The following is a 14,254-nucleotide window of genomic DNA, read 5'->3' as shown; positions in this document are numbered from 1 at the left end:
CGGGTAGTGCTCGACGGGTTAACTCCCCGGGAGGTAATCTCTGGTGTTATCCATGATGCAATGACCGCCTGACCCTACCAGCCGTTTTTCGGGCTCAAAGTGTCATAAACCTAGTCACTTTCTTGGCGTTATAGATGGGCGTACGCCGCGCGGAGGCGGTCGAACCACCAATCGCGGCGGGGGCCCGGCGCGGCGAGCTCGGCCAGGCGGGAAGGGTCGGGAGCGGGGTTGGTGACGGGCAGTCGGCCATCGATAAGTGGCCGGGGCTCGATGACGTCCTCGATAAACAGCGAGGACGTGGCCAAACCCGCCGCGTTCGGCTCCGGCTGCAGCTCTGTGGCAGGCAGGGCCGCCGCCGTGAACAAACCGGCGGCCATGCCAACACCGGTGTCCAGGGCGCTGGCGACCGTCACCTTCATCGCGAGCTCCTCGGCCAACCGAAGCAAGCAGCGTGGTCCACCAAGCGGCGCGACCTTCATTACGCCCACGTCCGCCGCCTGTTCGCGCGCAACCAAATACGGATCCTCGGCCTTGCGAATCGACTCATCGGCAGCAATCGGGCAAAACTCCCCCACTGTGTCGCGGACCGCGCGGAGCTCGGCGACAGTCGCAACGGGCTGCTCCATGTACTCCAGCGGCCCCAACTCATGAGCGGCGCGGATGGCCTGCTCCACCGACCAGCCACGATTCGCATCCACCCGCACCACAGGTTCATAGCCATAGGCTTCGGCCACCGCGGTGCGGACGGCGGCTACGCGCTCGATGTCGTCGTTAAGCGATTGGCCGCTCTCTGCGACCTTGACCTTAAACGTGCGGCACCCGGGGTAGCGCGCCACGACCTCCGGCACCTGGTCGGGTGTGACGGCGGGGATGGTGGCGTTGACCTCGACAAACTCGCGCTTCGGGATGGGCAGGCCGACGTATGCGCATTCGATGGCCGAGCGCAGCCACGCGGCGGCCTCGGACGCCTCGTATTCCAGGAAGGGAGCGAACTCGCCCCAGGTGACGGGGCCGTCGATGAGGAGTGCCTCGCGGGTGGTGACGCCACGGAATTTCACTGCCATGGGCAGCGCGACGACGTGGGCGCGGTCGAGGATGTCATCGATGGGCGGAAGCTGGATGTTGGGCGCAGCGGACACAGACATACCCCTCATGCTAGAGACCTTTATGCTGGAAGCCATGACTGATACCGCGAAGTACTCGACCGATAACCCCTTCCGCCCCGAGCAGTGGAAGACGGTTGATGGTTTTGAGGATTTGACCGACATCACCTACCACCGCCACGTCGGCGAGGGCCGCGAAAACGGCATTGTGCGTATTGCGTTTGATCGCCCGGAGGTTCGTAACGCATTCCGCCCGCATACCGTCGATGAGCTCTACCGCGCGCTCGACCACGCGCGTCGCACCCCGGATGTCGGCGTTGTGCTGCTGACCGGTAACGGCCCGAGCACCAAGGACGGTGGCTGGGCATTCTGTTCGGGTGGTGACCAGCGCATTCGCGGTCGTTCCGGCTACCAGTACGCCACATCCCACGAGCATGACGACGCTACCGCGGACGCATCCACCATCGATACCGCGCGTGCCAAGGTCGAGGGTGGCCGCCTGCACATCCTGGAGGTGCAGCGCCTGATTCGCACTATGCCGAAGGTTGTCATTGCCGTGGTCAATGGTTGGGCCGCAGGTGGCGGACACTCCCTGCACGTGGTGTGTGACCTGACACTGGCATCCCGCCAGGAGGCCCGCTTTAAGCAGACCGACGCTGACGTGGGATCTTTCGATGCCGGCTATGGCTCGGCCTACCTGGCGAAGCAGGTTGGTCAGAAGTTTGCCCGCGAGATTTTCTTCCTCGGCCGTTCCTACGACGCTGAGACCATGCACCGCATGGGCGCTGTCAACGAGGTCGCCGACCACGCTGAGCTGGAAGATGTCGCGGTGGAGTGGGGCCGCATGATCAACGGTAAGTCCCCAACGGCGCAGCGCATGCTGAAGTTCGCTTTCAACCTGACCGATGACGGACTGATGGGCCAGCAGGTCTTCGCGGGCGAGGCTACTCGCCTGGCGTACATGACCGACGAGGCCGTCGAGGGCAAGGAAGCGTTCCTGGAAAAGCGTGACCCGAACTGGGACGAGTTCCCGTTCTACTACTAGGGGCAGTTAGGGGGGGGGGCGCCGGCTGGGGCGCTCGTCGGGCCCTGCACTTTAGCGCTCATTCGTGGCTGTAGAACAGCCGAGAGCGTGCGCTACAGTCACGGGTCTGCGCTAGAGTGCCTCCGACGCTTCGACCGCCAGCCCGCCATTGCGAGTCGGGAGCACCGCACCTTCTACCTGATAAACCTCTCGCAGCATAGCTTCATTAATGACCTCTGCCGGAGGCCCTGCACTGCTGACCCGACCATCGGCTAGAACAACCACATGTTCGCAAAAGCGCGCCGCTTGCCCCAGGTCATGAAGTGTCATCACTACCGCGCAGGGCAATTCCCGCGCACACTTGCGTACCTGCCCGAGAAGCATCAATTGGTTACGCAGGTCGAGTGCGCTGGTGGGCTCGTCGAGAAGCAATACCCGAGGTCGTCGCACAACCGCCTGCGCAAAACTCACCAACTGCCGCTGTCCCCCAGACAACTCAGACATCAGCCGCGATGACAACGCAACCAACCCAAGTCGTTCAATGGTGGCCTGCACTTCTGCCCGCACTGTGGATCCGACACGCAGTGCGGAAAACCCAGAAAATGACTGTTGCCGGGCAAGCAGGACGCTTTCGTACACGGTCAATGAGCTCAGCGGCGGAGGGTCCTGTGGCAAATATAGAGATCTTTCAGCACGTACCTGCCCCGAGCAGTTTTCAAGGCCCGCCAAACACCTCAGCAGTGTCGATTTGCCAGCTCCGTTGGGACCGACCAACGCAGTCACGCTTCCCATCGGAAGAGGCCCAACGTCGACATTGTGCAGGACATGATGGCCGTCGTAAGCAAAAGACACTCCTCGCGCGCTAAGAGCGGACGATTCTGGAGGGGTTTCGCCGAGGGGTTTACCGTCAGGTTTACTGGGGCTGTCGTGATGACCATGTACAGCGTCGTTCCCGACAAAGCGACTTGCCTTTAGCCAACCCACATTTTCCTCCTCTGGCCAGCGATAATCGCGACAAATACGGGCACTCCTACAATTGCGGTAATAATGCCTACGGGAAGAATTACACCCGGTTGAATCACCTTCGACACTGCCGATGCCGCAACCAGAAGCAGCGCCCCTACCAAAGTCGAAGCAGTAAGAAAATAACGTTGATCTTCGCCTACCAATAAGCGCGCAACGTGTGGGCCGACGAGACCGATAAATCCAATCGTACCGGCCATCGACACAGCGGTTGCCGCCATAAAGGACACCACGATAAGGGTCAGCGCACGCAGTCGATCAACGTCTACGCCAAGGGCTTTTGCGCGGTCATCGCCCATCCGGAATGCAGTCAGCGACCAGGCATTGAGGTAAAAGAAGAGTAGCCCCATCACGAATATCACCGCGAGCAACGCAATCTGCGTCCAGTTCGAGCGGGTGAGACTACCCATCGTCCAGAACACAACCTGTTCCAACTGCGTCTCCGAGGCCAGGTATTGCATCAGGGCCAGTAGAGCGTCGAAAAAGAATACAATCGCGATACCGAGGAGAATCATCCCCTCGACTCCTGGGCCACGAAATCGGGAAAAGAGCAGAATCGCAGCGCAGGCCAGCATCGCGAACACCCACGCAGTCCCGGCCATCCCCAGCACCGCACCGATTCCCTCAGAAGCGAAGCCGGTGACCACAGCCAGGGCAGCACCGAATCCGGCCGCCGCTGACACGCCCAGGGTGTACGGCTCGGCCAGGGGATTTCCCAGAATTGTCTGCATTTGTGAGCCCGCCGCTGCCAGCGTCGCTCCGACGAGCACTGCAGTCACGGTCATCGGAAGCCGAATGTCGAAAACAATCTGGTGGTCAATGGGTCGCGCACCAACCGGATGGGTCAATGTATGCAAAACTTCGCTGGCAGGCATGCTACCGCCACCGAGTAGAAAGTCAGCAAGCGATGTCAAAGCCAACACCACAGTAATCAGAGCGATTATCACCCACTTCTTCCGTGCTGCGCGCTGATACCAGTGAAAAGTTGACTGCACCATTACTCTATCAGGGCTGACTTCCTGCTCCCCGCGAACGGCGTCTCCGCTCCCCTGCGTTGTTGCCAGGTTTCCGTGCGAAACTTGCATGTTCGACATCACTCCAGCCCAGTCCAGAAGGTGCCCGAGGCCTCGATTGGCAGGAACTTATCGTGCAGGTCCTGTACCTCTCGTTCAGTGTCAATGTCGCCGAACAAGTCCGGGTGCATGGCCTTTGCAAACATCTCGACTGCCAGGAAGTTATATGGCGAATCGTAAAAATGATGCCATGCGACGAAAGTACGCTTACTTTTCACCGCGTCGACTTCACGCACAGCGGGTTGCTTACCGACGACATCGTGAAGGGCCTTTTGCGCCTCTTCCTTCGATTCCGAGTAACCCAGCGGTACGTAATTTCCTTCCTTGACCGGAGTCTTACCCTGATCCCAGTCTGCGCCTGTGGCAATGATGACTTCAGGATTCTTCCCGGCCAATGCCTCTGGCGATACCTGCCCTTGCTTCGCATCAATCATTTCGTCGCCAAGGTTTAGTCCACCGGCAAAATTGACAATCTGCGCCAGGTTGGACTTGGCGAAGGTTGAGCAGCAGTCAAAGTAACCGGGTGCTCGCCACAGGAATGTCGGTGTCGGTGCTGGTTTCTTCTCGGCAAGGCGGTCAGCGACCTTGTTGACCTTCTTCTCGTAGTAGTTGATAAAGTCTTCCGCCTGCTTTTCACGCCCCAGCAGTTGTCCCATCATTCGAATACTGGGCTCGGTGTTTTTCACTGGGTCAATGAAGTAGTCGACAGTCACCGTCGGCACGCCTGCCTTTTCTAATCCATCAACGATTCCAGCATCTTTAGCCGCGTCGAAGACACCCGCATTTACTACGAAGACATCGGGTCGGGACTCCAGAGCCTGTTCCAGCGACATAGTGTTGTTGTAAATCTCGCCTGTGGTCGGGATGTCCTTGATCTTGGGGAACTTCTCAACGTAGCGGTCGTAAGTGGCTTTGTCGTTTTCCTTCAGGTCCTCTGGCCAGGCAACGATCTTGTCAGTTGGATTGTCTGGGTTCAGAAGCGCCGTCGTGTAAAGCATCTTCTGCCCGCCCATCAGGATTCGCTCGACATTCTGCGGGACTTTAACTTCGCGTCCTAGCGCATCGACGACGGTACGCTTCTCACTGCTAGCGGATGCGTCTCCATTTCCATCTGAGCAAGCGGCGAGAAGGACGAGCGACATGCATAGGAGTACCGCGAAAAGCACCCTTGCGGGGAAGTCACGCAGTAGCACGCTTGGAGTAAGAGGAGAACTAACCTTCATTTTCTTCTTTCCGGAGCAGGCGGTCAGTCGACCGCATATTCAGCTCCTCGGATCCCCTTCGGTAGAGGGAAAACGTCATCTTTACGTGGATGGTTCAGACTATTTCTGGATGGGTGTTACGAAGCTTCGGCCGTCACACGGAACTAGTGGGTTGCAGGTGACGCTGCAGAGCGCGGTAAAGCAGAGCAGCGGTCGTGGAAAAGCCAAGGATGAGCCCAACCCAAACGCCATATCCTTCCCAACGAAGGCCAAGGCCAAGAATCAGGAGAGCTGGAACCCCCACCGCCCAGTAGCCCCAAAGGGTCGCACTGAGACCCGACTTCGTGTCGCGCAGCCCACGAAGGAGCCCCACCAGCACGTTCTGGGAGCCTTTAGCGAACTGCTGAAGCACGGCAAGGCACAACAAGATTGTCGCTATATGGCGTACATCGGGATTGGCACTAACGTTGGAATCAGTAAGGAACAGTCCAACGACGTACTTGCCCAGTAGCAACCAGAGCAAACCGACGACGGCAAGATAAATACCCACTGCGTGCAAAACCCGACGTGATACCTGTTTGACTGCCTCGGCACCATCCGCTAATGCACGGCTGACCAGTATAGATCCTCCGTGCGAGAAGCCGATACATACTTGGTAGACGATATAAGCGAGTTGGTTAACAACGGTGTGCGCTGCCAGCATGACTGGGCTAACCAGGCCCATCGCTAGACCTGCGATAGTAGTAATCGCAGCTTCAGAGCCGTAGGTAAGCGAAACTGGAATCCCAAGCCGAATAATGCGCCTCATGCATGCTGCGTCGCCGGGCCTCGGAATGACCGCGAAGAATTTCCGTAGCTGACGGTCTCTTTGCAGCAAGCCAGCAAAGGACAGCAGGGTAAAAACCTGGACGCAGGTGGTCGACAGACCGATGCCCACCAGTCCCCATGCAGTTCCCCATTCATTGACACTTGTTAGCCGGAGGAATCCAGCGTTGAGAGCAGCGTTGACAACGATGGAGATGAGCGTAACCACCAGCAGAGAGCCCGGCCGACGCATGCCGACTGCAAACTGCCGCAGGACATTGAGCCAAATCATCGGGATAAGGCCTGGTGCAAGCGCGACCGTCATCGAGAACGCTAGCTCGGCAACAGTGTCGTCGATGGGCAAGATGAGTGCAAGCGCACCAAATGAAATCACGATGAGGCCACCAATGATTGCAGTTGCGGTACCGACGGCCATGCAACTGCGTACCGCTTGGCGGATTCGCTCAGCCGCAACTTCCTCGCCTGTCTTTTCCCACTCCGACGCGGCCTCGGCTACTAGGTTGCCTCCGGCGGTGACCATACCGACACACATGGTGCGAATCTGGTTGTAGAACTGCATTGCGAGTCCGCCGCCGGCAATTGCCACTACACCGAGGGTCTGCAGCATCAGCACATCGGTCGTGGTTAGCGCAACCCCCGCTAGCTGAACGCCCGCGATGGGTAGCGCAAGCGAATAGACATCACGGTAGGACACGGTTTGCTGGCCAATTGCACGAGCTGGTTTTATCACCCGGCCACCTCGAAGGAACTAGCAATGGCACGAGAATCACCATAGGCTCTGAGCATTCGCGAAACTTGACGCTCCATAACTTCTGAATACAAATGATTTTTCTGAAGCCAATCAGTATCAAAAATTGTGTCGAGATATTTCTCACCAGCATCACAAACAATGACGACCATTGTTGTTCCTGCCTGAAACTCGTGTAGATGACGCAAACCTTCGTAGATTGCAGCACCTGCTGTGCCTCCAACCATGAGCCCATGTTCCCTAGCCAACACTCGGGCCACAGCGAATGCCTTGACATCGCTAACTTTGACTCCATGGTCGATGAGGTTGTAGCGGACGTTATTGCCGATTTTGAAACCCGACGGAGCACCGGCACCTGATTGCTTATATGCCCCTGGCACCCCACCAAAAATGATGGAGCCTTCGGGTTCAACAGCCAACGACTCGGCGGTATGCCCAAGCTTCCTCAGATGTTCCGTTGTACCGCACAACGTCCCGCCCGTTCCGATTGCCGCAACGAGAACGTCAACCTTTTCTGGGATTTGCTCATCGAGTTCGTATGCAAGCTGCCAGTAACCAGCTGGGTTGTTGGGATTATTGTGCTGATCTGGCCACCATGCATCCGAGGTCTCGGCGACAATTTCTGCGGCCTTCGCACGTCTAAGGCTCGTAGACGGAACACAGGATTCTTTATCCCCGACGAAGACCAACTCTGCTCCAAGTGCTTGCATGGAACGCAGCTTGTCCTTAGCAGCGTGATGATCCACAATCGCCGTAAACTTGTATCCCCGCTGAGAGGCCACAAATGCCAGACCTAAACCAGTGTTTCCACTAGTGGGTTCAATGATTCTTCCGCCCGGCTTGAGCTCGCCGGAGATCTCCGCAGCAACAATCATCTCCAGCGCCATTCGCACCTTTACGCTTCCCGTCGGATTTAGGCAATCCATCTTCAGTAATAACCGGCTTCCGGATCCGGTATTACACAGTTCAAGAATTGGCGTGTTTCCAATTAAACTACAACTCTCAAGCGAACATGTTGCGCAAGGTTTTCTTAATTTTTTTTCAGAATATGGAAAATCAATCATGACAGACCCCAATTAGACATTTAAACCAATTCCCGATATAAAGGCCTATCTATTTTCGGCAAGCTTCCCCGACCTTCCCAAACAAACCGCATGGGCAGGCGAATTTGATGAAATTCGCTTTCATTTTTGTCCATCTGATAACCAGCCGTATTGTGATAAATAACCAAATCCCCAACTCTCGGAATTCGATTCATTTGGACCTTTCGCCAAGTGAGCATGTCATATTCCATACAGCTACTTCCGCCAACACAGACACCAACCGAGCGCGATAGACAATTACTGCCACCGCTAGGCCTGCCCATGTAATTGGCGCCATCATCTGAGCCGGGATTCTCCCATAACGTCATGTCAGGCATGTATTCACTGCCTTTCCATTGCTCAGAAAGGCTCATACTTAAACCCGCAACAGTAATAATTATGTAGTCGTCTCTCCATTTCACACCCTGAATTGGAAAAACGCTCAATCCACAACCATCTAACGCCGCTCGGCCTGGTTCAATGGCCAACTGAAATCGCCCATTTTTTAGCCGTTCCGCAAGCGAAGTGCTAGTTTTATCAATCCTCTCAACTGAAGGCGAATTAGCTACTCCTGAAAGAATTTCATCTAACATTTCAGGGCCATCATTGCCCTGCCCACCATACGGATAAAGCCCTTCTGGAATTCGACCAGAATGAAAATAGTCTCGCTTATCCGGTGAATCAATAACCTTTTCCCGAAACATTTCCCACTGGGATGGCTCACAATACTGAACCGAAAATCCTCCACCTATGTCCAGCATCTCTGCCGTCCATCCTTTAATTCGAAGAATTTCCATAAAATCCAAAGCTTTATGTGCTTGGCGGTTACGCTGAGCGGGACTGTATCCGTTCAAATGGAAGGTCACGCCCCTACAGTCAATCCCATTACTAGATTGTTCTCGCAGGGCCTCAAGCTCTCGAAGCCACTGTGCCATGGAGGTGCCGAAGCGAGTCTCAGGCTGTTCTTCAGGCAGTAACCTAATCAACACCGGAGCATCAACGACTCCAAGATCCTTAGCCAGCGAATTAATTCGGAATAGTTCGCTCGGAGAATCTACTGCAATTAGAACTCTCTGCCTGAGAGCAAGAGTCAAAAGCGATTGCGATTTTTCCGCACCCGTAACAACTAAGTCGGCAGCACACACACCAGCGCCTAAAGCGCCGGTGAGCTCCTCCCCGCTCGCAACATCTACGCGATGCCCCTCTTCGGCGACTGCGGGGATCCAGCACGCAGACTTATTTGCTTTGTGAGCGAAGTAGATATGCGAGTCGACTCCGTGACGCTCGCAAACAGCAGCAAAAGCATTCAAATTCTGGCGAAAAACCTGAGTATTTAGAACATGAAAAGGCCCTGCCGCTAGTGTGGCTAAACGAGTTAGTTCCGAGACGCCGTCACTTGGAATTGACAGTAAATCTTTCGCCCAGTCACGTTGTTTCGGGACCAGGGTCGAGGTCTTGGGCACAGAGGGTGTAGAAGCAAAAGTTTTATCGTTCACTTTTCATTTCCCGTAGTGCCGACAGCGAGCGTTACGACCATAGCGACACCTCCGTACCTCGCCCAGCAGAAAATGCACGAACCGCAAGTTCCTGAGCAACTGGAATATCCGTAATAATCATTCCCGTCGAGAATGCAAAAACTCGGTCAGTTTCATTCGTGCGCCCTGGGGCCTTTCGCGCGAGAATATCGGGTAGTGTTGCATCCAATTCCACTTCTTTGCCCTGGAGCAATCGCTGCCCAACTAGCTCGAACTGTCCGGCACTAGTAGCAATTACCCTGTCTGCAGCAGCAACAGCACCATCCGCAATTCCCTTGGAAGCAACAGAAATTAGCAGCCCACCTTCGGGAATCCATTCAGTTTGAATCGATGGGTGCCAGGCACGACCGGAAGCAACTACGGTGATATCGCTGCTTTGAACTGCCTTCATAACAGAAGCATCATCGCGTTCAACTAGTTCGATATTCCGCTCGGGAAACCAGTGATTAAGCGACTTCCGGCTTTTTTCTAATCCTCCCGGATGAGTTCCATGCAGCTGTAGTTTTTCGAGGCTCGGCACTGCTGTGACCAAGTAGGAAAGTGTGTTAACTGACTGAATCCCAGTGCCAAAAACAGTCACAGTCTTCGCATCAGCGCGTGCACATTCTCGCGCAATCAATGCTGTCGTAGCGGGAGTTCGCGAGGCTCCAACTTTTTGGCAGTCCATTAGCGCGTATGGCATGCCGCTTTCATCGTCGTAGAGACTAATGGTGGTGTAGTACTTATCTGGGTTGTCGCTTCCGTGGCGATAAGAGGTCTTGTATCCAACGAGATCACGGTTGGCATCAAAACCGAGCATCGAAAAAGCAATCGAGTCCCGGCTCTCAACCGGTAAGTCAATCATCATTTTTGTCGGGCACTGCGAGGAACCTTCCGCGAATGCCAAGTATCCATCTTCTACTGCACGGATAACCAGCGAAGGTTCGAGTTCGATATCTTCCAAGTCCGATCGGGTCAAAAGTCGAAGCTTTGGAGTTTTTGAATCAATCAATAGAAGTCCTTCAAGCAAGTAACGATTGATAGCCAACCATTCAACCAACAAAAGGAGAGCCTACACTACCTGTCATAGGTATGGCTACCCTAATTCCTAAATTCTATCGGCGATCACAGGCAGTGAAGGTTCAATGACTCCAAGCTGGGCGCTAAGCAATATCGCTACTCTAAGGCGACGACGCCGTCGCACACGGCGGCGAGAAGCCTGTGTTCATGGCTAATCATGAGAACACCGCCGCCAGATACGGCGAAATCCCGGATGACCTCGACGATTGCCGCGGAGTTGGCGGCGTCGAGCATGGCGGTCATCTCGTCGCAGATGAGGTAGCGTGGACCGGCGGCCAGGGTGCGAGCGACTGCGGCACGCTGGAGCTGCCCGTCTGAGACCTGGCTAGGGAAGCGATCGAGAAGGTCCGGAGTCAGCCCAACGTTTCGGATGAGCTCGTCGATGTCCACACTTTTCCCGGTTCGCTGACCATCCCGTCGCCCTTGCCGCCCCTGTCGTGCGGCTGAGCGAATGGTGCGCCCCAAAGTCATCCGCGGGTCGCAGGACCTTCGGGGAGACTGAAACACCATCCCAATCTGGCCACGAACCCGCTGCCCGGCGCGGCTGCGCACAGCGCCGACCGGCACCCCGTCGCAGAAGCACTGCCCTAAATCGGGCACTTCCAGGCCTGCGAGGATACGGCCGAGCGTGGACTTGCCAGCCCCCGAAGGCCCACGAAGCCCGACGATCTGCCCTGGATCAACCCTGATGGAAACGTCCGATAAAACGACTCTCGCAGAGCCGTCCTTGGCGCCGAATGACTTCGACACGTTCTCGGCGACCAGCGCTTTGCCACTCGCCTGCGCGTCACAGCTCACCGAAGCCTGCTCACTCACCAACGCCTTACTCACCACAGCCTCCTCGTTCATTTCCCCGCCTCCTCGAGCCTGCGCGCGTAGCAATAGTCCTCGTCCAGGTTCGTCAAGCTCGGCACCACGCCGGGCATCGGCCGCATGCCGTTTTCGGGCAGCGCTGCGAGCAGGTCGCGCATGTATTCGCTGGCTGGGGCCTCAATCACCTGTTTTGCCGGTCCCGTCTCCTCAAGGCGCGATGCGTACATCACTGCAACTCGGTCGGCGATGCCGCTATCGCGCAGCTCGGAAATGTCGTGCGTAATTAGCATGACTCCCACACCACTGTCGGCGATTTGGCGAAGCATGCGCAGCAGGGCCATGGTCAGGTCGGGGTCGAGGGAGGCCGTCGGCTCGTCAGCAATCACCAGAGCAGGGTCGCCAGCCAGGGCGAATGCCACTGCTGCGCGCTGCGCCATACCCCCGGAAAGTTCGTGGGGATACAGCGCCGCGACCTCCGCATCCAGGCTGACTCGCCGCAGCATCTCCTCCACCGTGTGGTTGCGTCCCAGAACGGAAATTGTTTCTTTTAGCTGTGCCCCGACCGTGCGCACCGGTGTCAAAAACGTCGCCGCCGACTGCGGTACTAGCGCGATTTGCCGCCCCGCCAGCTCCTCGTCAGTGCGAGCAAGGCCCGCGCCGGTACGTCGCCGCGCCAGAATTTCGATGGGCTCGGCGTTCCTCTCCGCTTCTGCACCACTGTCAGCTGCCCCTTCGCGCGGATAGAAACGCACCTGCCCCTCTACTCTCGCGTGCGGCGGCAGCATGCCAACCACCGCCGAGGCAATAATCGACTTTCCGCAGCCCGACTCACCCACAACCGCGACGACCTCTCCCCTACCCACAGTCAGGGACACGCCCGTCGCGGCATGCACCACGTCACCACCGCGCAGGGGAATCCGCACTGTCAGTCTCTCAATGTCCAGCAGCTTCTCTCGCTTGCCGACGCCCTCCCGAGCACTCACACCAGCACCTCCTGTCCGGTCACCCGCTCCTTCAAATGCGTGCCGACGGCCGCAATACACAACGTTGTGGCGACGAGGAAAAACGAGGGAAACACCAAAATCCACCAATGGCCGAGAAGCAGGGCGCCCTCGGCGTCGGCAAGCAGAGTCCCGAGAGACGGCTTGTGCGGCGGCAGGCCCACCCCAAGGAAAGACAGCGTCGACTCGTGCCAGATTGCGTGCGGGATCAGCAAGATAAGGCCGACCAAGGACTGCCCCAGTGCCGCCGGAACAACGTGCCGAGCTAGCACGCGTGCGCGGCTCATTCCGGACAGGAGCGCGGCCTCGACGAACTCGGCGCCCCGCAGATGCAGCACGGACGCACGGACCGTTCGGGTGATGGTCACCCAGTGCGTCAGTACCAGGGAGATGATGATTGCGGGGACCGAGCCTCGGAAAAGGCTGACGATGAGCAGCCCCAGTAGCAGGTGCGGCAGCGCGTTGGTGACGTCGGCGCTGCGCATAATGACGCGGTCGACGCGCCCGCCGAGCATGCCTGCGGTAACGCCGAGGACGATACCGACGATCGCCGAGCACACTGCCGTGACCAGTGCAATGAAAAGGGAAATGCGCATTCCCGCAGCAACTCGAACGAAAACGTCGTGCCCCTTCGAATCGGTACCGAAGAAGTGCTCAGGCCCCGGGGCGACACCGGAATTGGCGAAGTCGGTGAGCACCAGGTCGGAGTCGTGAAACAGCGGAGTTAAAAAGGCGTAGGCAGCGATGAGGACCAGGCACGCCACGGCCACGACCGGGGCGACCGGCCTCTTTGTCGTTTTAAGCATCTGCATCCACCCGTGGGTCGAGGACGACGAAGGCGACGTCGGCAAGCAGATTTCCGAGCAGGACGATAGCCGTCGTCGCGATAGTGAGAATGCTCAGCAGCGGAAAGTCCAAGCTCTGAGCCGATTTGACCAGCGCGGTTCCGAGCCCAGGCCACGCGAAGACCGCCTCCACCAGTGTCGATCCGACGACCAGCTCAGACAGTCGCGCGCCGATGAGCGCGAGGAAAGGCGGCACTGCGGTCGGCAGGATATGGGAGAAAATGATCGTTCGGCGCGGAATGCCGCGGACCTGCGCTCCGGTGACCGCGCCGGAGTCCATGACCTCGACGATGGACTCACGCAACGACAGCACCAGCCACGGCACCTGCGTAATCGCAAGAACGACAGCTGGCAGCGTAAGGTGCGCCACTGTAGAGGAGAAAGTCACGGGCTCGCCCGGGTAGGTCAGGCCTCCGGTGGGAAATAGCTTCCAGGCCAACGCAAAAAGGCCGAGGCCGCCGAGTGCAACGACGAAGGGCGGGGTCGCCTGAATCACCGTCGAGATCGACAGGACTAGCCGGTCTAGCACTCCCCCGCGCCGCACCGCAGCCCACAGTGCCAGAACGAATGACAGCGCGATAGCTCCGGCAAGTCCGCAGGCGCCGAGCAGCATCGTCCACGGCAGACGCTCGGCGAGCACCTGCGTCACCGGCTGTGAGTAGGACCTCGAAATGCCAAGGTCGCCCACCGCCAGGCCCTGCAGCCACACCAACCACGACTCCCACCAGGGCCTATCCAGCCCCAACTGGTGAGAAATCGAGACTCTCTGCGCTTCGGTCAGGTTGCCCGCCTGACCTTTGAGATACGCATCCAAAGGGTCGAAGGGGCTCACCGCCGCCAGCGCGAACACTGCTGCCGTCACCGCCACAACGATGGGAACGGCTACCAGCACTCGCCTCACGACGATTCCTGCGACCTGCC

The 14,254-nt window shown here is 57.6% G+C and carries 13 protein-coding genes; 1 reads left to right on the top strand and 12 read right to left on the bottom strand.

Features of this window, described 5'->3' with window-relative positions; all coding sequences use genetic code 11:
* Positions 1-128: 128 nt before the first annotated feature.
* Positions 129-1,154 carry an o-succinylbenzoate synthase gene (locus HMPREF1206_RS03610; RefSeq protein ID WP_016422030.1) on the bottom strand — a complete coding sequence of 342 codons (1,026 nt, stop codon included), beginning with the start codon at positions 1,152-1,154 and terminating at the stop codon, positions 129-131.
* A 13-nt stretch (positions 1,155-1,167) separates the two neighbouring features.
* On the opposite strand from HMPREF1206_RS03610, the gene HMPREF1206_RS03605 reads away from it, so the two are divergent.
* A complete protein-coding gene (locus HMPREF1206_RS03605; protein WP_016422029.1) occupies positions 1,168-2,148 on the top strand; it encodes a 1,4-dihydroxy-2-naphthoyl-CoA synthase in 981 nt (326 codons plus the stop codon).
* A 111-nt stretch (positions 2,149-2,259) separates the two neighbouring features.
* On the opposite strand, the gene HMPREF1206_RS03600 is transcribed toward HMPREF1206_RS03605, so the two are convergent.
* The 11 genes from HMPREF1206_RS03600 to HMPREF1206_RS03550 form a co-directional block, all read right to left on the bottom strand.
* Positions 2,260-2,919 carry an ABC transporter ATP-binding protein gene (locus HMPREF1206_RS03600; protein WP_080969612.1) on the bottom strand — a complete coding sequence of 220 codons (660 nt, stop codon included), beginning with the start codon at positions 2,917-2,919 and terminating at the stop codon, positions 2,260-2,262.
* A gap of 179 nt (positions 2,920-3,098) precedes the next feature.
* Positions 3,099-4,235 carry an iron ABC transporter permease gene (locus tag HMPREF1206_RS03595; RefSeq protein ID WP_016422027.1) on the bottom strand — a complete coding sequence of 379 codons (1,137 nt, stop codon included), beginning with the start codon at positions 4,233-4,235 and terminating at the stop codon, positions 3,099-3,101.
* 8 nt (positions 4,236-4,243) lie between these two features.
* Positions 4,244-5,365, bottom strand: coding sequence for an ABC transporter substrate-binding protein (locus HMPREF1206_RS03590; RefSeq protein WP_224783767.1), 1,122 nt, complete (start codon positions 5,363-5,365; stop codon positions 4,244-4,246).
* Positions 5,366-5,579: 214 nt separating this feature from the next.
* On the bottom strand, positions 5,580-6,980 hold the full coding sequence (locus HMPREF1206_RS03585) for an MATE family efflux transporter (RefSeq protein WP_016422025.1): 1,401 nt from the start codon (positions 6,978-6,980) through the stop codon (positions 5,580-5,582).
* Positions 6,977-8,062 carry a PLP-dependent cysteine synthase family protein gene (locus HMPREF1206_RS03580; protein WP_080985592.1) on the bottom strand — a complete coding sequence of 362 codons (1,086 nt, stop codon included), beginning with the start codon at positions 8,060-8,062 and terminating at the stop codon, positions 6,977-6,979. The genes HMPREF1206_RS03585 and HMPREF1206_RS03580 overlap by 4 nt, the downstream gene beginning before the upstream one ends.
* A gap of 20 nt (positions 8,063-8,082) precedes the next feature.
* Positions 8,083-9,576 carry a hypothetical protein gene (locus tag HMPREF1206_RS03575; protein ID WP_016422023.1) on the bottom strand — a complete coding sequence of 498 codons (1,494 nt, stop codon included), beginning with the start codon at positions 9,574-9,576 and terminating at the stop codon, positions 8,083-8,085.
* A 31-nt stretch (positions 9,577-9,607) separates the two neighbouring features.
* Complete coding sequence (locus tag HMPREF1206_RS03570) at positions 9,608-10,606, bottom strand: ornithine cyclodeaminase (protein WP_070653449.1); 999 nt, start codon at positions 10,604-10,606, stop codon at positions 9,608-9,610.
* A 164-nt stretch (positions 10,607-10,770) separates the two neighbouring features.
* Entirely contained in the window at positions 10,771-11,523 is a 753-nt protein-coding gene (locus HMPREF1206_RS03565; protein ID WP_016422021.1) for an ABC transporter ATP-binding protein, read from the bottom strand.
* Entirely contained in the window at positions 11,520-12,470 is a 951-nt protein-coding gene (locus HMPREF1206_RS03560) for an ABC transporter ATP-binding protein (protein ID WP_016422020.1), read from the bottom strand. Before HMPREF1206_RS03560 ends, HMPREF1206_RS03565 begins: the two co-directional genes overlap by 4 nt.
* Complete coding sequence (locus HMPREF1206_RS03555; RefSeq protein WP_016422019.1) at positions 12,467-13,294, bottom strand: ABC transporter permease; 828 nt, start codon at positions 13,292-13,294, stop codon at positions 12,467-12,469. The genes HMPREF1206_RS03560 and HMPREF1206_RS03555 overlap by 4 nt, the downstream gene beginning before the upstream one ends.
* Positions 13,287-14,234: an ABC transporter permease gene (locus tag HMPREF1206_RS03550; RefSeq protein WP_016422018.1), complete on the bottom strand. Its 948-nt coding sequence runs from the start codon at positions 14,232-14,234 to the stop codon at positions 13,287-13,289. The genes HMPREF1206_RS03555 and HMPREF1206_RS03550 overlap by 8 nt, the downstream gene beginning before the upstream one ends.
* Positions 14,235-14,254: the final 20 nt, after the last annotated feature.

It is taken from the genome of Corynebacterium sp. HFH0082 (assembly GCF_000411235.1).
Lineage (GTDB): Bacteria > Actinomycetota > Actinomycetes > Mycobacteriales > Mycobacteriaceae > Corynebacterium > Corynebacterium jeikeium_D.
The sequence above is the reverse complement of the archived record's forward strand: the minus strand, read 5'-3'. Positions and strand labels throughout refer to the sequence as shown.